Below are 20,239 nucleotides of genomic sequence, written 5' to 3'. Positions count from 1 at the left end.
GACAGACATTTTATGCCTGCTTTCGGCATATATTTGTTACGACCTCTGACGAAAAAGACAACATTTGCAGGTTGCCAGTAATTAAGCAGCCATACGGATGAATGACTCGACCAAGAAAGGATGAACAAATCATGTGCGGTATTACCGGCTTCATACAGTGGAATCGGGATTTGACCCAGGAATCAGAGCTGCTGGTCCGTATGACGGATAGCTTGTCGAACCGGGGGCCCGACGCTTCAGGTACATGGATCTCCAATCCTTGTGCCTTTGGACATCGGCGTCTTAGTGTAATGGACCCCGAAAACGGCGCACAGCCCATGCATGCGTTACAAGGAGATACCTCCTATACCGTCGTGTATAACGGAGAACTATACAATGCACCCGAGTTGAAAAAGGAATTGCTCCAGCGAGGGCATCCGTTCCGCACGCAATGTGATACGGAAGTGTTGCTCGCCTCTTATATTGAGTGGGGACCGGCATGTGTAGACCGGTTTAACGGTATTTTTGCTTTTGCCATATGGGATGGGGGACGCGAACAGGTTTTTATCGCACGAGATCGCCTTGGCGTGAAACCTCTGTTCTACAGTAATGCCAAAGACACACTCGTATTTGGATCAGAGCCCAAAGCTCTGCTCATTCACCCGGATGTGGAAGCTGCTGTTGGCCCAGAAGGATTGGCCGAAGTGTTTATCGTAGGACCTGCACGGACACCAGGACACGGCGTATACTCTTCACTAAGCGAACTCAAGCCTGCGCACGCGCTGATCTATAACCGAAACGGGATCCGAACCTATGCCTACTGGAAACTGGAAAGCCAGAATCACGAACATAACCTGGAAGAGACGGCAGCCGAGGTGCGAACGCTCTTGCAAGATACACTGGAGCGCCAGTTGGCTTCGGATGTTCCGGTATGCTCTCTTTTATCAGGAGGACTGGACTCCAGTGCCTTGTCTGCATTAGCCGTGGATTATTACAACCGGACCGGGCAAGGCCAAGTCAGTACGTATTCTGTCGATTATGTCGATAATGCCAAGCATTTTCAAGCGCATTCCTTTCAGCCGGGTGCAGATGGTCCCTGGATTAAGCGAATGGTAGATGAACTCAAGACCGACCATCACTGGATTGAGATCGAGAACGGAGAACTGGTTCATGCACTGACACAGGCCATGCTAGTAAGGGACCTTCCAGGTATGGCGGATGTAGATTCCTCGCTCTATTTGTTCTGTAAAGAAATCAAAAAAGGGGCCACCGTTGCCATCTCAGGCGAAGCAGCGGATGAAGTGTTTGGCGGTTACCCCTGGTTCCATCGAGAAGATATGCTGAACTCCGGTACGTTTCCGTGGTCTGTAGCGCCTGATATGCGAGCAGCTTTGTTATCCCCGGACATTCGGGAATGGATTCGCCCACTCGATTATTTGGCAGACCGCTATTCGGATGCAGTGGCTGAAGTGCCTCTGTTGGATGGGGAAACAGGTAAAGCTGCGCAAATGCGGGTGATGTCCTACCTGAATATTACACGTTTCATGCCTACACTTCTGGATCGCAAAGACCGGATGAGCATGGGGGCAGGATTGGAAGTACGGGTACCTTACTGTGACCATCGTCTGATCCAGTATGTGTTTAACATCCCGTGGGAAATGAAAATAACCGGCGGGCGGGAAAAAGGTATTCTGCGTAAAGCACTCGAAGGTGTCCTGCCTGACGATGTGTTATATCGCAAAAAGAGTCCGTACCCGAAAACACATAATCCGCAATATCTGGCCGCTGTCAAACAACAGGTACTTGATATCCTGGATGACCCCACTTCGCCGATTTTGCCTTTGATCGACAAAGCTCAGATCCGTAATCTTGCGTCTTCACCAGATGCAGCTTCCAATCTTCCTTGGTTCGGGCAGCTCATGTCGGGTCCCCAGCTATTTGCTTATCTGACTCAGATCAATACCTGGTTGCGAACATATAAAGTCGCTATCCGTTAGAATGACCCACTGATCGCTACTTCATCAAAAAAGAGTGCCCGGAGAACAGCATAACTGTTGTTCTCTCGGGCACCCACTTGTTTTACATACACGATATGATCATTCATCAATATTGAACTTCATCCAGAAGTATATCCATGATTACACCTTAAATCGACTGACGGACTCCTGTAACTCTTCCGCCATAGAGGAAAGATCATTGGCCGCCGAAGCGATCTCCTGCATCGCAGACAGTTGTTCCTCTGACGTTGCACTAACTTCCTCTGTTCCGGCAGCCGCATTCTCTGTTACTTCCATGATGGTCTTCATGGACACATTGATCTGCTCGACACCCGCCGCCATTTGTTCAATGGATGCAGATACCTCCTGAGTCTGACCTGCGACATTGCTGACAGCTTCACGAATCTCCTCAAAAGTACCTCCTGCTTTACGGACAAGTTCTATGCCTTCCTGAACCTCAGCGTTTACTTCTCCCATGGATTGTGATGCATTATCCATCCCTTTGCGTACAGCAGCTACGAGTACACTGATCTGTTCCGCTGATTTCGCAGATTGATCAGACAGCTTGCGCACCTCGGTAGCAACCACTTCGAATCCACGACCATGCTCACCTGCTCTTGCAGCTTCAATAGCCGCATTAAGAGACAACAGATTCGTTTGCGCCGATATTTCGGAGATACTTTCAACCATAGATTCAATCTCATCTGAATGATTTCCCAGTTCTTCAATAACCGTAGCGAGTACACGTACAGTCTGATGAATCGAGTTCATCTGCCCAACAGCCAACTGAACCGCATCCTTACCAGATATGGTTTTCGCTGACGCATTGGTTGCTTCATCCGACATATTTTGTGTATTCACTGTCATCTGCTGAAAGCCTGTGGACAATTCATTAATCGTATGAAACCCGTCTCCAACCATACTCACTTGCGTATCCATACCCGTAGCAATCTCTTCCATCGTTGTAGCTACCTGTTCGGTCGCTGTCGCCGTCTGCTCTGTACTTGCCGTTAACTCCTCAGAAGAAGCAGCTACCCGATCTGCATTATGACCCACCTGATGGATTAAATGACGCAAGTTATCCATCATCTTGTTGAAGGATTCCGCCAGTTCTCCGATCTCATCCCGATTACGAACAACAATCGCCTCACCCGTCAGATCCCCATCAGCTATTCGGCTCGCAGCCCTTGCCACATGTGCAACCGGTTTGGATATGATTCTCCCCATGATCAAAGCAATGACCACGCCTAAAACGATCGAGATGATACCAATGATCATGATCAAACGTAGTACTTTTTGAATGAGTTGATTGGAATTTACAATACCAGTGTCCAATGAATTTTGCTGATGCTGTTCCATGGCAGTTACCGTTTCTTCAAATCCGGATATGATCGTTGGACCTGTATCTAACAGCATCCTTGTGATCTCGCTAGTTCTGCCTTGTTTTTTCAATTCAATGACACTCTGTCCAAAGGCATAATATTCCTCCGCACTGCGGTCTGAACGATCCAGAAAATCAATCATCGTTGGGGTTTGAATCCCTGATCTTAATTCTTCGCTTGTTTTACGGTAATTTTCATAAAAAGACTTGAATTGTTGCTCGCTTTGATCATTCTCATCCGTCACAAAATTCCGTAAAGCAACCTGTTGGGATTTCACATCAATGATCATGTTTTTGATCGTGAGCAGTTTCGCGGTACGCTCCCGGATTAAATCTGTAAACGTTTTCTCAACCGAGACAAACTGAGTATATGAGATGACTACAACGGCTACCAATAAAAGAAGTACAGAACCAAAACCTAATAGTAATTTCCTGCTAATGGATACTCTTTTCATTTCATTTCCCCCATGCGTTTTCAATGTATTTCAATCATGAATTATGTAGTCAGTCTGAATGCTAAAATCTCCCCTCCTTTTACTTTAAATAAAAATGGATACATATGTGAGACTACTTAAAGTAGGTTAGCATATTTACGCATTCAAATATAGGTATATAGCATCTACCTATACTATCATTTAGGTTTTTATGCACATCTAACCGACAATATACTACATCTCTTTTATCCTAAATTACACATTTTGAATCGTTAGATCAAAATAAAAAAAAGACTTTACCCAGCAGTCTTACTGGTCTAAAGTCTTTATCGATTTCAGCGCATTTCAATTCAACGTTAACGATTGATCAATACCGGATTTCGTTCAAGCAGCCCGCTGCCAAACGTTTCCCTGAACGGGGAATCCTCCATATGGATATAACCGATGTAACAGCCACATTTTTTCATGCGACAAGGTCGATCCGCGGCCAAAGCCTGCAAACCATCGCGATATAGATGTCCAATGATTCGGCGATCCTTGTAACACCGCTTCACATGCCCGGACCCCTGTACATAAAATACTTCCGAACCAGCAGCACATCGTTTGCCCAAGCTCTCATAATCCTGCAGATTACCTTCAAAAAGCGGATCAAGCCCACGTAAAAACTGAATCTCTTCCGGCGTGTAATACTTGGGCCGATCTTTGAAGGCATTTACCCACATATATACATCATCCGGCAAAGCCTGTCTCATAGACTCAATTGCAGGGAAAGCACTCCGGAGTCCGACAGTACCGACACTAAAAGCAAGTCCCATCTGACGCAAGGTCAGACATTGTTTTACAAAAGAAGCCTCTTTTGTCTCTCGAGGATGATACGTCGCCCAAAAGGCTGCTGTGTTCGCATCCAGCTCCCTCGCCCAATCCAGCTTGACGGACAGGTTGGTTTGGATCGCAACTTTATCCACATGTGGCATATGTGACAGCTCAACCATCGCTCCCCGGTACCAACGACGCACCAAAGCTTCACCGTAGGGATTGAAGAAAATCGAAAATTGATGCCCGGCACTCTCCTGCTCCCTGACCCAATTCACAAATTGACGCAATTGTTGTTCATCCACTTCCAACGTCTCTTTGGAATCCACCGTTTTGCTAAAAGGGCAGTATGGACAGTCGTAATTACAGGAAGACAACTTCCCCCGATAATACAAAGTCGCTCTCATGAGAAAACAAACCCTTCCATCTGTTCACGAATTTCGGCAGATATAAGCCAATCTCCAATCGCATCGGAGTAACCCAGCCCTTCTTCTGTCAGACGCAGCACCTGCTTGCCCTCATCACTCTCTAACTCCGCCATGCCCTCTGTCAACAGTTCAGCCAACCAGACATAGTCGGACATCACATCGGTACCGAAGCGCTGTTGGTAGTCAGACACCGTCAATCCCTCCCGATGCAGCAAGGCTTTCAGAATAAAGCGACGTCTCTGTTCCTCACGGCTTAACACGATGCCATAATCCGCCACATCGTAGCGCTCAGTTGCCACATAATCGGCAATGATGCTTTGTGTGGCCTTGTAACTCACGCCGTACTTGGAAGCATAATGTACTTCACTCGTATAAGAGCGTGCGCCACATCCCAGACCAACCATGCCCTCCTCCTGACAGCTATAAGGCAGAAGCACTTTGGAGGACGACTGTTCCTTGGCAAATCTGCGCATCGAATATTGCACATAACCTTTACTTTTTAAAGTCTCACGTGCAGCTTTATACAGCTCCATCCGAATATCAGGTCCCTGACGGCGAATGTCATCAGGCTTCACGATTGTATTCTCCCGTGTATACAAGGGATAGATAAAGATTTCGCCTGGCTCGTAGGCCAACACTCTTTCCAGTGAATAAATCCAAGACTCCACCGTTTGACCCGGTAAACCATAGATCAGATCCAGATTCAGCAAGGGGAAATCATACCGAGTAAGCTTCTCAAGCGCTCGTTCGACTTCCTGCGGTTTTTGTGGACGATAGATGGCGGATGCTTCAGCTTCAATAAAACTCTGGATACCCATACTGACACGATCCACACTTCGTTCCTTCATAATGGCCAGCTTGGCTTCCGTAACTGTATCCGGCGATGTTTCTACCGAAATCGACGCTTGCGCAGGGTCCAGCCCCATCACATGTTCAGCAATATCAAACAGACGATTCAACTGAACCTCATTTAATAATGTAGGCGTTCCTCCACCAATCGCAAACCGCGAATACGGTCTTCGAGATGTAATAGGTGCCCATTGCTTCGCCTGACGTTCCATCGCATCCACATAGCGTTCATGCGTATCATCCCGTCGATCCGGCAGCGTGAATAGATTACAGAATCCGCAACGAGCAGCGCAAAAGGGAATGTGCATATATAAAAAATACGTATCGGTATTCTCTCGTTCCCACAGTGGGCCCAACGGCAGCGGTGGGTCCAGCTCCCGATATGCGGTCTTGTGAGGGTATGAGTATAAGTAAGAACGATAAGGGAATGCCAGTACTTCACTGAGACCTGTAGCTATATCGGATCCGGACTGTGTGGAATGGCCTTTTGTTGTATGTTGTGATTGTTTGTCCATCGGTTTCCTCCTGTCTCCGGTTGTTGTCATCATAAGAGCAATACATTCTATACTAAAAATTCACGGTAAGGCACCGTCCAGACGACATCATGCGCGAGCCGGTGTCCTTGATACCCGTCTTCACCATAAGCTGTACCATGATCTGAAAAAGCTAAACAAAAGGCAGGCCGGGCGCGTTTCCTCATCGCCTCGAACAATGGCCCAAGACCCTCGTCTACATATCGGAGTGCAGCTCGCTGAGTCTCCACCGAGTCCTCCTTGGCTCCTTCTACAAAGTAACGATTGGGGCCATGAATGGCAGACACGTTCAAAAACATAAATATCTTTTCATCCGGCGGCGTCTGTTCCAGCAGCTTTAATGCATGCTGTACCTGATGTTCTGTCGATTTAGGGTTGGTTACCCCAAAGTTCATACGCCAGTAGCTCTGTTGGAAATAACCGGGCAATACTTTCGCAAGCGGGTTTTTTTTCGTAAAAAAAATGACGCCACCAATACAGATGGTACGGTAACCTTCAGCTGCGAACCCGGATACGATATCCGGTGTATCAAACAGCCAGGTATGCGGATGTGTCTTGAGTCCGGTATTCCTCGAATGGAACAATCTTACATGAGATGCCTTATCCGTATTGGCAGGAGTGGGCATAAAACCACCAAAAAAAGCGTGGTGCGCCGCATAGGTAAAACTGCCCGGGGTATGACGCTTCTCCCATGGACCCGAACCACACAGATTGGGACAATTCTCCTCTTCCAGCTTGGCTACGTCATATCGTAACGTATCCAGCGTAATCATTAACAGATCATGGGAGCCCACGATGGTGTTCATATCAGGCATGTTAAATAGGCTCCTTTCGCAAAAGTTCCATTTCCCATTCGTAGGTTCCAAGCCCATGATGCTCGACCCTGTATAACAGATCTCCAAACGGATTCACATCCAGCACATAGGCACGCGGATTCGAACCATTAGTTAACATCACATCAATCCCGGCTGACCACGAGTTGGGAAATGCAGACATGGCTGCTTGCGCTGCCGTCCGAACCAGCGACATCCGCTGTTCATCCAGCCCTGCTTCAGCAGGCAGCATACGTTCATTGCGCAGATGCAGATTGGTAATCGGCGTATGGCTCAACCGCATAATCGCATGACCTGCCTGTCCACCCGCAACCAGTTGGCGAATATCGTATGCCCGCTGATCAAGCGTGGCTTTGGGCATCCATCGTTCAATCTGTGCACCTTCTGCACATAACCAGTTCATTAGCGTAGCAATCTCTTCACTGCGGGTATACTTGCGTAGACGTCCTTCATTGAAGAAAATCGTCTTGGCCTGTGTCTGTTCCATCCCCATCGTTGTTACAGCGATTTCGTCACCTGTACGTGGGTTAACCTGATACGCGACAACACCCGAAGCACCCGAGCCACAGGCGAGCTTTACAAACACACGATGCATCTCGGCAGCCTTCATTGAAGCACACAGGTCCGTATAATTGCGGATTGGCTGCGAAGATGGAAGCGCCGGAGGTACATCAACTCCAAGTGAAGATAGATGTTGCTGACATATTCTCTTGTCAAACATCAATTGGATCTCAGCAGGATCATTCATGAATCGGACTTCAGGCCATATTACCCGAGTCTCACTGCCGATTCGATCCAGACATGCTTTCCAGCCGTGGAACCACTGGGCAGGGGCGTAGATTCTTCCCCACTCCTGTCCCAGCGCAAGTGCCTGTTCTGCGGAGAAAGCTTCTGCACCCATTCTATCCGTTAATGTTGACGAATCGTTCATAGCCCCAAGGAATAGCAGCTCACGCTCCACTTCCCACTCCTCACCAGGAGCATCAATTCGAATCAGGGGTACAGGCAGATTGGAATCAACTGTATCAGCGATCGTTCGTCCGTGTCTCCAATTCTGGAGCAATTGGACATATGGCAGTACAACCGCAGGTTTCAAGCCCAATCTACGCCTAGCCGCTTGCAGCCCTTGCGTTCGTCGGTTATCAGGGTTTCCGATCAATAATAAAGGCTGATCTTGTGTTAGATCATGCACATCTATGGGTTGATGCAGGCTGTCTTTCATTTCATTTAAGCCTGACATCACTATTCCGTTAATGATGGATAGCGCCAGTCATCCTCATCACTCTGTTGCTGATCGCTAACATCTACAGATATACCCGATTGATTCCAGCGACTGATCATTTCATTGGTCATGTAATGGTAACTTAGATCAAGATGTTTCAGTTTCTTGATTTTGTCACTGGCAAGCAACGCCTCAGCCCCTTCATCGGACAACGTTCCTTGCGATAGATCCAATACTTCAAGTTGATCCAGAATAGGTGCTTCAGCTGCTGCTTTGGCAATCTCATCCTGAATTTCACTGTCTTTCAGACCCAAGTAAACCAGCTTTGGAAATAATCCTTTTTCTAGCAAAGGGAGTACATCTTCAAGTGATCCATTAAAACCATAATTATCCACACCCAGGTACAGTTCCAGTTTACGCAATTCAGGCAACTTGGCATGGGTGATTGAAGATAACACTTCTTTCGGGAGACCACCACAAATAATAATCAATTCTTCAAGCTTGGCATGCTGGAGTGGTTCCAGACTGAGGCCGCTACTACCCATGACAGAGAATGATTTTAATTCTGGAAAGGCACCCAGCAACGGGGTAAGATTCGTCTGTATAATCCACGACACCTCACACTCTTCGCATCCCATATCCCCGATGAACAGTTTCTTCAATGACGGAAAGCTTGGAGCCGACTCGATGAGTGTGCTCATGAACTCATCAGGTGAGTTCTCATAAGCTTGTCCCCAATCTCCGATGACCAGACTTTCCAATGAGCTGGCCTCCGGTTTAGCCGCCAGTTCCTTTATTAATTTTTCCATACGAATGCCGTCCTCATAATCATCGTAAGATACAACAAGCTTCACTTCTTGCATGAGTAGATCCCTCCGTTTAAGGTTCATATATGATTCGTTAGTTTGAATGTTAACCCATACCACACAAGGCTTGCAACTTCTTCCAACTCCAGTCCCAATGGGATTCCCAATCGTGCAATGTAAACCAATTTTTATGTAGGTATAAGAACATACGTTCTTTTACATAGTCACAGAAATAGCTCTCAACATTAGGTATATGGATGGACTTTCGCCAAACCCGATCAAACACTTCATTTCATACAAAAAGCGTTAATGGCGGATGAACCATCCCATCGGAATGCTTCTGCCCCTCCATTAACGCTTTGATGTTCATTCTTATCCTTTAAGTCTGGATACAAGCGCTCTCAGCGCATGACCGCGGTGGCTGATCGCTTGCTTTTGCTCAAGCGTCAGCTCTGCCATCGTCAGCTCGTATTCAGGTACATAGAAGAGTGGGTCATATCCAAAACCGCCAGCACCTGCAGCTTGGGCCGTGATCCAGCCTTCCGCAGTGCCTTCCGATTCATACTTATCACCTGTTGTCGGATCGTACAGTACCAACGCACAGACAAAACGAGCCGGACTTAGTAGCGGCTGCTCGGTGTCCTCACCGGATTTCAACGATTCCAGCGTCTCTAGCAACTTCGCATTATTCTGTGCATCCGTTGCTCCTTCGCCTGCATATCTCGCTGAATATACTCCTGGCTCGCCGTCCAACAGATCTACACAAAGTCCTGAATCGTCTGCCAGAACGGGCAAACCAAGCGCATCACCAACCGCTTTGGCTTTCTTCCAGGCATTCTCCGCAAACGTTACACCGTCTTCCACCACATCAGGCAGCTCCGGGTAGTCAAACATGCTCTTGACCTCTTTGCCAAGCGGTGCGAAAGCATGAGCGAATTCACGAACTTTACCCGCATTGCGGGTTGCAACAATGAGGATTTGGCTGTCCAAACTCATCTTACGCTTCCCCTAATCCACGTGCGCCAATCTTGAGCGCAATCGGTCCAAGCACTTCTTTTTGACGCTCGATCATCTCCAGAATTCCCTGTTCGCCCAGTTCCAACATTGCGTTCAGCTCACGGCGATCAAATGGTGCTTCCTCGCCTGTTCCCTGCAACTCAACGTATTTACCCCCACCTGTCATCACCAGGTTCATATCCACCTTGGCTTTGGAATCTTCATCATAGTTCAGATCCAGTACAGGCTGTTCACCCACAACACCCACACTTACCGCTGCAATGAAATCCGTAATCGGGAACACTTGCAGCTTGTGTTGTTGGGAAATCTTGTTCACAGCAAGCGCTAGCGCTACAAACGCACCCGTAATTGACGTTGTGCGTGTGCCTCCGTCGGCTTGAATAACATCACAGTCCAGCGTAATCGTACGCTCACCAAGAGCCTGCAGATTGACCACCGATCGTAGTGCCCGACCAATCAGACGCTGGATTTCCATGGTGCGTCCAGTTAATTTGCCGCGATTGGCTTCACGTTGATTCCGAGTATGTGTTGCACGTGGCAGCATGGAATATTCAGCCGTTACCCAGCCTTTCCCTTGCCCTTTCATAAAGGGAGGAACACGTTCCTCCACTGTAGCTGTACAGATCACCTTTGTATCTCCAACTTCAATCAGTACAGAGCCCTCGGCGTATTTATTCGTGTTCACTGTTAAATTCAGCGGGCGCAGCTGTTCGCTGGTTCGTCCGTTTGATCTCATATTTTCTGCCTCCTACGACTTAAGCATCCTGTAATGTTGAACTTATTCACACTTTTAGAGATTGTTCAAAAAGCTCGCTTTTGATTACGAAAGATGCCTTAAGGCATCATCAGCATCGAATATGGAATTCAGCCGAAATGTCCGTTGCTCACGTAGTTTGCCTACGCTCCGCTACTCCATTTCTAGCTTCATCCCATCTTCTCGGTACTGAAAACCGATCTTTTTGAACACGTATTTTTACGAATCCCTTATATTTTACCAAAGAGTTCGGTTAAAAGCATCCTTAAGCATTCCTTGCTCATTAAATCGGAATTTCGTTGATATATTCAGGCTTGGAAACCGGCGCACTGTAATCCCTATTGTCGTCACCCATGACCGTTTTTTGTCCGTTCCATTCGATCTGCACTTTGGCATCCTTGCTTGCTGTGTTCTCCGCAGTGGTTAATACGACAGACTGTAACAGCTCGCTTGGCACAATATCCCCTTCGGCAAACATATCATCTTTCAAGGCAACCGTTACCGTGCCATCCTCTGCCGTTTTGACCGATTGCAGCTCCGTTCCGCCTGTCATGACTTCTTCCAGTTCGCCACCTTTGTCAGGTCCCTTGATCAGCTCATTCAATGCTGCCTGCACCCGATCTTCACCAGGTGTAACCAGACGTGTCACCGGAACATAATATTGGATGCCTGCTGGCGAAGCAGCGGAGAAATAGACCGTGACCGGGCTGCTGTTCGTCACAAACGTATCACCCAAATCCAGATTGATTCCCACAGCCCGATTCAACGGTTCAGGCAGCGGCGTGCTGTTCACCGGCATTTGTGTTAACTTTTTGCCATCCACCCAGATCTGCACATTCTCCACATCAGGAGTTCCCGTTAAGGTCCACGTGACAGCTTCTAGCATTTTCCGTTCTTCCTTCGCATCATACTTGGAAAAATTACCCGAGAACTCCACGACCGCCAGCTTATCATCCGCGTGAATCGTTACATTCTGCACAACCGTTCCCTGCGGGAGAACGCCCTGGAATCCTTCAGGCAGCATGCCCGCATAGGCCCCGCCTGTGACAAGTGTATCCAGTGCTGTCTTTGGACTGCTGGCGTCTGTTCCAGAAGGAAGTGTCAGGGATACCGGAGCGAGCAGCCCCTGCTGGTCTTGCAGATATACTGTCGTTAATGGGAGCGTTGCGAGTGCACCATTTCCTTCGGCTGCCTGAATCATGGCTGCTTCCTGGATGGGCGGTGGTGGATCAACAGCTTCGGAAGACTGTGCTCCAAACATGCCGCAGCCTGACAATACCATAGGAATACTCAGCAGCGCAGCTGCCGATACCGTACGCAAAGATTGGATCTTTCTCATGATCACGTTCCCCCTCATCATTTTTACAGTTTGTACTACCATGTATACGAGCCATTGTCCAAAAAATAACTAAAAGATAATAAAGAAACGTAAAACAGGTTAATACGTATTAGGAAGCAAGAGTAGGGACATTGCTAACTTCAGAGGAGGAATCGCCCATGGAACATCCTGAGCAAGAAAAAATCCCTTATAGCCTCAATAGCCGCAAAGTCGCGGAGGCAACAAGGGAATGGCTGCATAAGCGGGGCGTCACGATCCCTGAGATCGCAGAACTGGTCATGTTATTGCAGAAAAAGTACTATCCTGATCTGACGATGGAAGAATGTATCGACAATGTGGAGATGGTTCTCCGTAAACGCGAGGTACAGAACGCTGTCCTGACCGGGATTCAGCTTGATATCCTGGCTGAACAGGGGCAGCTCCTATCTCCTTTGCAGGAGATGATTGAGAACGATGAAGGACTATATGGCGTGGATGAGATTTTGGCATTCTCCATCGTCAATGTGTATGGCAGCATTGGCTTCACCAACTACGGGTACGTGGACAAGTTGAAGCCAGGAGTGCTGGAACGACTGAATGACAAGACCCACGGTCCTATTCATACGTTCCTTGATGATATTGTCGGTGCGATTGCATCGGCAGCGAGCAGTCGGATCGCCCATCGCAAACAATCCGAGCTTGAAGAAGCACTGGGAGAAAAACCTGTCAGTGATGACGCTGTATAATACGTAACTCGTTTCATATCTGAAGCCATGTGGAACATTGGACATGTGTGTGGATGCTTAGTGAAATAACTGTTTGAGGAAATAACTATTTATGAAAAAAGCGGCCTGATGGCCGCTTCTTTTGCATGTATAACGATACATATTGGATAATCCACATGTTATTATTTCAGATGTTTAGGTCGTACCGTTCCCACCAAACCAAAACCTTCAACCCAATTCAGCTCGGAAGGTGAACCAGATGTTGCCCGTTTCGGTCCAATCGTAATTTCCGGGCCTTTGCGCTCTCTCAACATGCCACGCAACACCGTAATACCCAGAATGCTGAGTCCCGTAAATACATACATCATCCGCATGATGATATTGCCAGAATCCGTTCCGGTAACCATGCCGTGAACCAGCAGACCAATGAACACCGGGTAGGACAGTATGTGGAACATGAACCACCATTTGCTGCCAAGCTTGTTCCGCAGATCACTGGATAACAGGACAATCACTAATCCGTAGAAGGCTAACGTTCCCAGACCACTGCCGATCGGATGAACGGAGGCGGTAAATGGAATCAGAAGTTCTCCCCAGGTAAACGGGCTATAGTGATCAATATATAACGTTAATGCATGCACGAGTCCAAGTCCAAAGGCGAGCCAGGTCGTTCGGGTATGCCATTTGAACATGGCTGCTTGTGGTTTGCCTTTGGCCATAGGCATCCCTTGAGCAATACCCAGAAATACACCTGTAAAGAGCAGCACATAAGCAGCAATCCCACTCATTCGAATGATATTCCACGTCGGCAGGTAATCTACAATCCATTGTGCCATAAACCGCTCCCCCATATCTGTTAGACTTGTCCTCTTTTTATATCAGACTGAAGCGATGATCCGGATCAAAACCGGGCCAGTGCTCAGCAAGCGTATCCGTATTCCCTCTAAAATAAGTAATCCCATCCCGTGTCATCCACAGAACGTCATGCCGGTCGTAATGTCGGTTTAACCAGCCCACGGCTTCGGCACTCCCAAGAATGCAGACCGTCTTGGCAATGATCTCGCATTGTGACGCATGCTGTCCCAGAACGGTACACTGTAGCACATCCGTATCCGCCGGTTCCATCGTCCGGGGATCAATGAGATGGTGCGCAAGGCTTCCGTCTGAATTTTGCCATTGTCTATGCGAAATACCCGAAGTGGCAACAGCTCCTCGCTGTAAACGGATCGCTCCCGACACATCACCCTGATTCTGCAAGGGATCTGCTACTTGCAAGGTCCACTGGGAATGGTCTGGTGAACCCCATACTTGGATATCTCCACCCGCATTAATCAACCCCGCCGGAATATGCAATGTTCGCTGCAACCAGTCTGCAATGCGCTCCACTGCCCAGCCCTTAACAATACCTCCCAGGTCCAACTCAGCTCCGGGGTCCAGATGAACCATCCGGCTACCTTCCCGCTGAATCCAGCTCGGACGACTGTGGTCATATCGATCTTCCATCATCGCTGATGATTCAGGTGTTTTCGTTCGCAATATGCGTTCAAGCAATGGGCGTTGCGGTTGTCGTTGTTGCACCTTCTCAAAAGATAGATCGTATCCCGAAGCCTGAAGGGCCTGCGAGATTCCAGGTTGAAAAATCCCTTCGGTCAGTCCAATATAACCGTAGGCCAGACTCAAAACTTCATCCATCGCAGCGGAGATGGGTATCCATCCGGTCGAACCATTCAGACGATTCAGTTCACTGTCTGCCACAAATCGGCTGAAACGCTGCTCCTGCGTCTCAAACCAATTCTTCACCAAGGTTGTTGCATGTTCAGCTTCTTCCCGCCCAGCGGACAGTTGCACTTCAACATCCGTGTTCATTGCACGGAATTGAAATCGGAGCGGACGAGCAACTTGCTCCGTGCGGCTCATGATGCACCTGTGCGTGACTGATAGTTGCCACTGCTGTATCCGGAGTCGGGACCCTGGTTATTTTGCCCGATACGCTGAGAATCTGAATAATTCCCCTTGTTACTCGCGCTCTGATCTGGCCCAGCTGCTTGTGTACTATCAGATGTTCCAATATATTGACTATCATTATTGTCATTGTCCTGCGTGTTCCAGTTGTTGTTGTCCGTTGTACTGCTGATCCGTTCATCCATCACATCATCATGCGTATCCACCTGGCTTGAAGCAGTAACACTTGTATCTGTGCCATTCGCTGCTGCATAGGCCACATCAAAGGCATCTGAAGTTCTTACATATTGAAAGAGTGCAGCCACAGTCAATGTTGCTGCCGCTGAAGCTTGCCATTTTCTCCATTGATTCCGTTTTCTTCTGGTCATCGCTCTTCCCTGCTTTCTTTAGCGAAGTTCATAGATGTATCATAGGCGCGCTGGCTTAAAAATAGATGAATGAACCGTTAAGAGAGGCTAAAAAGGCCCAGAACAGGTGAATTTCCTGTCCCGAGCCTCTATATAGATCGTATTATCATTTCATATGCATATCATCATACCGTTAAAATCGAAAATAGAACGTGCCATCCGGTGTTTGCTCTTGCTTCACTACTTCACGTCGAATTAACTCCTGCAAATGAGCCAACGTCTCACTCATGGCAAACCGCAGTTGATGGGTACCCAGCCGATTGCCAAACATGTGTACACAGATATCATACGCATTCGCTGGTGACTCCTCAATTCGCTCCGCCAGCTTCTGAAGTCGTCCCTCATGGTGTGCCAGCAGTTGAACGGTCCGTTCGTTGAATGTGGAAAAAGGATTTCGATGCCCCGGATACGCCTGCTTGACGTTCAGCTCTCCGAGACGGTGCAATCCTTCCATATAAGACAATAATGGCTGAGGGTCACTGCCGGGTTGCAGACTGATATTCGGTGAAATCTGTGGCAAAACTGCATCTCCGCAAAGAATCTCCATGGACTCCGGCGCATAAAAGCATAAATGGCCTGGGGCATGTCCACCCGTCTCGACAGCAACCCAACGTCTCCCGCCCATATTAAGCCCCTCGCCATCTTCAACAGGTGTGACATTCGGAAGTGGCGTGATCTGCGAAGTAAATGCCTTCATATGTTCATGTATCTGCTCCGTCTTGTCTTCCGGCATACCGTGGCTTCCATAATAATCAGGTAATATTGTATTGATGTGTGAATCAGGTCCCCACATGTAATCTGCCTCTTGGCGGGATCGTGTGGACATTCGAACGGGTGCGCCCGTCATCTGTTGCATCCACCCCGACAACCCCAGATGATCGGGGTGATGGTGGGTCAGTACAATTTGATGAATATCGCCAAAGGTCAGGCCGAGATCTGCCAGCGCTTCATTCCACTCCTGTTCTGTTTCCGAATTACGTGGTCCCGGGTCTATAATGGTCATCTTCCCATCCGATTCTGACAACACGTAACTGTTCACCCATCGCAAGGGAAACGACATACTGATCTTGACCCGGTGCATACCTTCTGTCATGGGCATCTCTTCTGTTCGCTTCATGTTATCCCCCCTCCTGCCGCTCTCTGTTCACTCCACAGGACGACGACCAACAAAAATCATGCGCGGAGAAGTCTGCTCGTCATATTTCTCTTCATCATAGCCCCCGTGAACCTGATCTACCTGAAGTCCAGCTTCACTTAACATCTGACTCAGTTGATCCCGTGTGTACAGCTTCACACGCTCCTGATATACCCTCGGTTCATGTCGGGATGTGGTGTCCATAATGCGAATTTCCTTTTGCACAAATCCATCCTCAATCTTGCGGAATTCCTCAATTCGCTGTCCTTCATCCTCTCGGACGGAGTGCGGTACCAGATGACGAGTCACATACGCCGTATTCATAAAATCAATAATATAGCTGCCACCCGGCCGAAGCATGCGATGAATGGCATGTAATACTTTCAGTTGTTCTCCGTCCTCAAGGAAATAACCAAACGATGTAAACAGATTGACTACGGCGTCAAAGCCACCTTTAAGCGGAAGTTCACGCATGTCCGCATGACACCAAGATACTCGGTGTTCGGTGTCCATTAGGCGTGCTTCGCGCAGGAGTACATCGGACAGATCAACTCCGGTCACTCGTAATCCCGCATCAGCAAGTGCCAGTGAGTGCCGTCCCATACCGCAGCATAAATCCAATACTTCAGAGTTAGGCTCAAGCTTCAACCAACTGATCATTTTATGTACTTCCTGATAGGCACCCTGTACATCCCGGTGCTTGTATACAAGCAGATAATCTTCTCCAAAACTCTTTTCATACCATTCCGTCATCAACTCTCGCCCTCCACATGGTCATTGGCCCTCTGTCTGTAGTACGCTGTAGTACGCTGTTGTACAGGCCTGATCATTTCCCCTAAGCTTTAAGTTATTGTAACGTCTTTATTCTGCAAACTCAAAAAAATTCAGTAATCGGCCGCATTGAAGACCCAAAATGCACACGATATAATGTTAATCAACGCATCCCCCTGCGAATCGGTTAAGTATATGAGGTTGTTCAAAAAGGAAAACCGGTCTTTTTGAACACGTACTATAAGCAACAGGAGGTGTTCCTATGATTCACATTGGACTTACCGGATGGGGAGATCAGGAAGATCTCTATCCGAACCGCACCAAAGCCAAAGACAAGCTCAGTCTGTACGGACAATACTTCTCCACTGTGGAGGTGGATAGTTCCTTCTACGCCGTTCAGCCGCGGGATCGAATGGCACGATGGGTTGCCGAGACGCCAGAATCCTTTGCTTTTATCATCAAAGCCTATCAGGGGATGACCGGACATCTGCGAGGCAAACCCTACTTTACCAGCACGTCGGAGATGTATAAGGCTTTTCGGGAATCACTGGAACCCGTTATTGAAGCTGGCAAAATGCAGGCAGCTTTGTTTCAATATCCGCCCTGGTTTGAGTGCAATAAGGACAACGTGAAAGAGCTTCGTGAAGTGAAACTGAGAATGGAAGGCATTCCGTGTGCCCTGGAATTCCGTCATCGCAGTTGGTATGAAGGTAGTATGCGAGAGCGCACGCTTGCGTTCCTGAAAGAGCAAGGCTGGATTCACAGCGTCTGTGACGAACCTCAGGCCGGTCCAGGTTCCATTCCCATCGTGCCACAGGCCACGGATTCGGAGATGACGCTGGTGCGCATGCATGGACGCAATGTGTCTGGCTGGCATCAGAATGGTGCGCCAAATTGGCGCGAGACCCGTTATTTATACCGTTACAACAAGGAAGAACTGTTGGAGTGGAAAGGATATCTGGAGCAGTTGCAGGAGCAGAGCAAGGATGTCTATGTTATTTTTAATAACAACTCCGGTGGCGATGCAGCGGCGAATGCACAGATGATGATGGACCTGCTGGACCTGCCGGTGAAGCCTTTTCCAGATCGTACGGAACCGGATAAGGAAGATGGACCGGAGCAGCTGGAGTTATTTTGATCCGAGCTAATGATGCAGTTATTCATATTATTGGGTGAAGGTAAGTGTATTTATCATTGCTGTCCTGCAGATCAGATTCGGGATTGGAATCAAACTAAAAGCGGCAAGCCTGAGGGCATTGCCGCTTTCTTTAGCTGGTATTCTATCTATAGAAGGCTATCCACATACATCCGTTTCGTTGCGTCAAACATCATCGCTGCACGGCTGTAACCGAAGAATCGATAGACGCCTCGCGTAGCTGCTGGTTCATTTTATACACTTCAATGCCTGCCACTGACCCTCCAGCTCAAATCCGAGATGACGCATCCGTTGCTGAAGATCCTGCTCGTTATAGGCATATAGATGTCCCTGTACAAGTTGTAAGACAAAGCTGTCGCGCAGATGAGGAAGCTGCTCCTGCAACTGGCGATGTGCCGTTACACTGCGGGAGGTCAGTTCGTTCCACTGTTGCTCCAGCAGCTCAAACTCGTCCAGCCTGGCATCCGTTGGTGTTGTTTCGTTTTTGCCGGGCGTAAGCAGATGCAGCATCCGTGCTACAGGCGAATAGATACGGCGGGAGGCAAACCAGGATAACAACAATCCCAGGATGAGACTGCCTGCACTCGCAATGACGATGATTTTGGATACCAGCTTGACTGGCGAAGTGACTGAGGTCAGAGGTGCTGCGGAGACGTAAGTCCAGTCTGAATCGATTCGACTCAATGAGCCGTATGAGACAGAATAGGTCTCCTCCTCATATCGGAACAGGAATGAGCGGCTGCCCGCATGCAGGGCCACTTCTTCTTTTAGCTGCTGCTCAAAAGCAGAAGTCTCTCCCGCCGTTCCCGGATCTCCGGTAACCAGTGTGTTTCCTTCCTGATCCATAAGGAACGTTAACCCTTCGTCATAAGGAGTAAGCGTTTTCAATAAACTGGCGACTTTCTCGTTATCCAGCGTGATGATCAGTGCACCAAACGGATTAATGCTCTCCCCCGGTATCTTATGTACTAGAACAAGTGCATTTCCTGCATCCGTATGCAACGGACTATCGTTGGTCAAAGGTTCGGTATCTCTGTTGATGCTGGAAACCCAGTCTGTCCAGTTCACGTGGTTACCCATGGAAAGGTATCGATCATATGCTTGTACTTTGGCTTCATCGTTCAACTCGGTGTAATCCCGATTAAACAAGATTGGCTTAGGCTCCTGCAAATACAGCTGTGCTGACTTGATCAATGGATGGGAACCTTGTAATACGTATAAGGTAGTCACAATCTCCTGCGTTTCATTAAAATAATACACAAAATCCAGCGTTCGCAGTGCATTGCCAAACCTCGGTTCAAAAGCCCAATGGGATAAGTTCATCTCCAGATAAGCCAGCTGGTCATCCACATTACGTGCCCGGTTCTCAATCTGGTTCTGGTGCATCCGATTGAATTCAGTCTCCATCCGGCCAACGACCTGTTGATACATTACGATACCTGTGATTAGCCCGGGAATGCTGGCAATGAGTAAAATAAGCATGAGGCTGTTTCGATAAAATCGCCCCTTATGCCTTCCAGCCTTCAAATCGGATAAACGCTTGAATCTGCCAAATATTCGATCGCTCCTAGTCGGTTCCATCGCTGCTCACCTGCCTGCTCGCATCCGGTCTGACTGTCATGGAAACTTCCTCAACTCCCCTGAGAATATATGGATGAAATCCTTTTCTTGTATTATACGCACAATCCTCAGGTGAATGAAACGATCTCTAACCGATCA

The 20,239-nt window shown here is 48.2% G+C and carries 18 protein-coding genes; 3 read left to right on the top strand and 15 right to left on the bottom strand.

Going from position 1 to position 20,239, the window contains the following annotated elements; translation table 11 throughout:
- Positions 1 to 131: 131 nt before the first annotated feature.
- A complete protein-coding gene (gene asnB, locus J7E78_RS08415) occupies positions 132 to 1,976 on the top strand; it encodes an asparagine synthase (glutamine-hydrolyzing) (protein ID WP_215075787.1) in 1,845 nt (614 codons plus the stop codon).
- A gap of 141 nt (positions 1,977 to 2,117) precedes the next feature.
- On the opposite strand, the gene J7E78_RS08410 is transcribed toward asnB, so the two are convergent.
- The 9 genes from J7E78_RS08410 to J7E78_RS08370 form a co-directional block, all read right to left on the bottom strand.
- Positions 2,118 to 3,812: a methyl-accepting chemotaxis protein gene (locus J7E78_RS08410; RefSeq protein WP_215075786.1), complete on the bottom strand. Its 1,695-nt coding sequence runs from the start codon at positions 3,810 to 3,812 to the stop codon at positions 2,118 to 2,120.
- 335 nt (positions 3,813 to 4,147) lie between these two features.
- The gene (locus J7E78_RS08405) at positions 4,148 to 5,011 is read right to left on the bottom strand and encodes an STM4011 family radical SAM protein (RefSeq protein WP_215075785.1); all 864 of its coding nucleotides are present in this window, start codon (positions 5,009 to 5,011) and stop codon (positions 4,148 to 4,150) included.
- Complete coding sequence (locus J7E78_RS08400) at positions 5,008 to 6,396, bottom strand: STM4012 family radical SAM protein (protein WP_215075784.1); 1,389 nt, start codon at positions 6,394 to 6,396, stop codon at positions 5,008 to 5,010. The genes J7E78_RS08405 and J7E78_RS08400 overlap by 4 nt, the downstream gene beginning before the upstream one ends.
- Before the next feature lie 47 nt (positions 6,397 to 6,443).
- Positions 6,444 to 7,229, bottom strand: a complete 786-nt coding sequence (locus J7E78_RS08395; RefSeq protein WP_215075783.1) for an STM4013/SEN3800 family hydrolase — start codon at positions 7,227 to 7,229, stop codon at positions 6,444 to 6,446.
- 1 nt (position 7,230) lies between these two features.
- Complete coding sequence (locus tag J7E78_RS08390) at positions 7,231 to 8,487, bottom strand: STM4014 family protein (RefSeq protein WP_285229352.1); 1,257 nt, start codon at positions 8,485 to 8,487, stop codon at positions 7,231 to 7,233.
- A 2-nt stretch (positions 8,488 to 8,489) separates the two neighbouring features.
- Positions 8,490 to 9,332, bottom strand: a complete 843-nt coding sequence (locus J7E78_RS08385) for an STM4015 family protein (RefSeq protein ID WP_215075782.1) — start codon at positions 9,330 to 9,332, stop codon at positions 8,490 to 8,492.
- 315 nt (positions 9,333 to 9,647) lie between these two features.
- The gene (locus J7E78_RS08380) at positions 9,648 to 10,271 is read right to left on the bottom strand and encodes an XTP/dITP diphosphatase (protein ID WP_215075781.1); all 624 of its coding nucleotides are present in this window, start codon (positions 10,269 to 10,271) and stop codon (positions 9,648 to 9,650) included.
- A gap of 1 nt (position 10,272) precedes the next feature.
- The gene (gene rph, locus J7E78_RS08375) at positions 10,273 to 11,028 is read right to left on the bottom strand and encodes a ribonuclease PH (RefSeq protein WP_017692572.1); all 756 of its coding nucleotides are present in this window, start codon (positions 11,026 to 11,028) and stop codon (positions 10,273 to 10,275) included.
- Positions 11,029 to 11,329: 301 nt separating this feature from the next.
- On the bottom strand, positions 11,330 to 12,385 hold the full coding sequence (locus J7E78_RS08370; protein ID WP_215075780.1) for a GerMN domain-containing protein: 1,056 nt from the start codon (positions 12,383 to 12,385) through the stop codon (positions 11,330 to 11,332).
- A gap of 158 nt (positions 12,386 to 12,543) precedes the next feature.
- Between J7E78_RS08370 and J7E78_RS08365 the strand changes: the two genes are divergently transcribed.
- Positions 12,544 to 13,110: a phosphatidylglycerophosphatase A family protein gene (locus J7E78_RS08365; RefSeq protein ID WP_215075779.1), complete on the top strand. Its 567-nt coding sequence runs from the start codon at positions 12,544 to 12,546 to the stop codon at positions 13,108 to 13,110.
- A gap of 161 nt (positions 13,111 to 13,271) precedes the next feature.
- Here J7E78_RS08365 and J7E78_RS08360 read toward each other — a convergent pair whose 3' ends face one another.
- The 5 genes from J7E78_RS08360 to J7E78_RS08340 form a co-directional block, all read right to left on the bottom strand.
- Positions 13,272 to 13,925, bottom strand: a complete 654-nt coding sequence (locus J7E78_RS08360; protein ID WP_215075778.1) for a ferric reductase-like transmembrane domain-containing protein — start codon at positions 13,923 to 13,925, stop codon at positions 13,272 to 13,274.
- Between the two features lie 37 nt (positions 13,926 to 13,962).
- Entirely contained in the window at positions 13,963 to 15,006 is a 1,044-nt protein-coding gene (locus J7E78_RS08355) for an FAD:protein FMN transferase (RefSeq protein ID WP_215075777.1), read from the bottom strand.
- Positions 15,003 to 15,419, bottom strand: a complete 417-nt coding sequence (locus J7E78_RS08350) for a hypothetical protein (protein WP_215075776.1) — start codon at positions 15,417 to 15,419, stop codon at positions 15,003 to 15,005. Before J7E78_RS08350 ends, J7E78_RS08355 begins: the two co-directional genes overlap by 4 nt.
- A 172-nt stretch (positions 15,420 to 15,591) precedes the next feature.
- The gene (locus J7E78_RS08345) at positions 15,592 to 16,575 is read right to left on the bottom strand and encodes an MBL fold metallo-hydrolase (protein ID WP_215075775.1); all 984 of its coding nucleotides are present in this window, start codon (positions 16,573 to 16,575) and stop codon (positions 15,592 to 15,594) included.
- A 27-nt stretch (positions 16,576 to 16,602) separates the two neighbouring features.
- The gene (locus tag J7E78_RS08340; RefSeq protein WP_215075774.1) at positions 16,603 to 17,346 is read right to left on the bottom strand and encodes a class I SAM-dependent methyltransferase; all 744 of its coding nucleotides are present in this window, start codon (positions 17,344 to 17,346) and stop codon (positions 16,603 to 16,605) included.
- Positions 17,347 to 17,626: 280 nt separating this feature from the next.
- Between J7E78_RS08340 and J7E78_RS08335 the strand changes: the two genes are divergently transcribed.
- Positions 17,627 to 18,502: a DUF72 domain-containing protein gene (locus tag J7E78_RS08335; RefSeq protein ID WP_215075773.1), complete on the top strand. Its 876-nt coding sequence runs from the start codon at positions 17,627 to 17,629 to the stop codon at positions 18,500 to 18,502.
- 246 nt (positions 18,503 to 18,748) lie between these two features.
- Here J7E78_RS08335 and J7E78_RS08330 read toward each other — a convergent pair whose 3' ends face one another.
- On the bottom strand, positions 18,749 to 20,101 hold the full coding sequence (locus tag J7E78_RS08330) for a cache domain-containing protein (protein ID WP_215075772.1): 1,353 nt from the start codon (positions 20,099 to 20,101) through the stop codon (positions 18,749 to 18,751).
- Between the last annotated feature and the right edge of the window lie 138 nt (positions 20,102 to 20,239).

It is taken from the genome of Paenibacillus polymyxa (assembly GCF_018614975.1).
Taxonomy (GTDB): domain Bacteria; phylum Bacillota; class Bacilli; order Paenibacillales; family Paenibacillaceae; genus Paenibacillus; species Paenibacillus polymyxa_E.
This window is presented reverse-complemented; position numbering and strand designations above follow the sequence as displayed.

Bases quoted from the DNA above. Each gene is read 5' to 3' on its own strand.
- J7E78_RS08405 (WP_215075785.1), bottom strand. From the start codon at position 5,011: ATGAGAGCGACTTTGTATTATCGGGGGAAGTTGTCTTCCTGTAATTAC.
- J7E78_RS08380 (WP_215075781.1), bottom strand. From the start codon at position 10,271: ATGAGTTTGGACAGCCAAATCCTCATTGTTGCAACCCGCAATGCGGGT.
- J7E78_RS08390 (WP_285229352.1), bottom strand. From the start codon at position 8,487: ATGTCAGGCTTAAATGAAATGAAAGACAGCCTGCATCAACCCATAGAT.
- J7E78_RS08335 (WP_215075773.1), top strand. From the start codon at position 17,627: ATGATTCACATTGGACTTACCGGATGGGGAGATCAGGAAGATCTCTAT.
- J7E78_RS08365 (WP_215075779.1), top strand. From the start codon at position 12,544: ATGGAACATCCTGAGCAAGAAAAAATCCCTTATAGCCTCAATAGCCGC.
- J7E78_RS08400 (WP_215075784.1), bottom strand. From the start codon at position 6,396: ATGGACAAACAATCACAACATACAACAAAAGGCCATTCCACACAGTCC.
- asnB (WP_215075787.1), top strand. From the start codon at position 132: ATGTGCGGTATTACCGGCTTCATACAGTGGAATCGGGATTTGACCCAG.
- J7E78_RS08410 (WP_215075786.1), bottom strand. From the start codon at position 3,812: ATGAAAAGAGTATCCATTAGCAGGAAATTACTATTAGGTTTTGGTTCT.
- J7E78_RS08385 (WP_215075782.1), bottom strand. From the start codon at position 9,332: ATGCAAGAAGTGAAGCTTGTTGTATCTTACGATGATTATGAGGACGGC.
- J7E78_RS08395 (WP_215075783.1), bottom strand. From the start codon at position 7,229: ATGCCTGATATGAACACCATCGTGGGCTCCCATGATCTGTTAATGATT.
- J7E78_RS08340 (WP_215075774.1), bottom strand. From the start codon at position 17,346: ATGACGGAATGGTATGAAAAGAGTTTTGGAGAAGATTATCTGCTTGTA.
- J7E78_RS08360 (WP_215075778.1), bottom strand. From the start codon at position 13,925: ATGGCACAATGGATTGTAGATTACCTGCCGACGTGGAATATCATTCGA.
- J7E78_RS08370 (WP_215075780.1), bottom strand. From the start codon at position 12,385: ATGAGAAAGATCCAATCTTTGCGTACGGTATCGGCAGCTGCGCTGCTG.
- J7E78_RS08350 (WP_215075776.1), bottom strand. From the start codon at position 15,419: ATGACCAGAAGAAAACGGAATCAATGGAGAAAATGGCAAGCTTCAGCG.
- J7E78_RS08355 (WP_215075777.1), bottom strand. From the start codon at position 15,006: ATGAGCCGCACGGAGCAAGTTGCTCGTCCGCTCCGATTTCAATTCCGT.
- rph (WP_017692572.1), bottom strand. From the start codon at position 11,028: ATGAGATCAAACGGACGAACCAGCGAACAGCTGCGCCCGCTGAATTTA.
- J7E78_RS08330 (WP_215075772.1), bottom strand. From the start codon at position 20,101: ATGGAACCGACTAGGAGCGATCGAATATTTGGCAGATTCAAGCGTTTA.
- J7E78_RS08345 (WP_215075775.1), bottom strand. From the start codon at position 16,575: ATGAAGCGAACAGAAGAGATGCCCATGACAGAAGGTATGCACCGGGTC.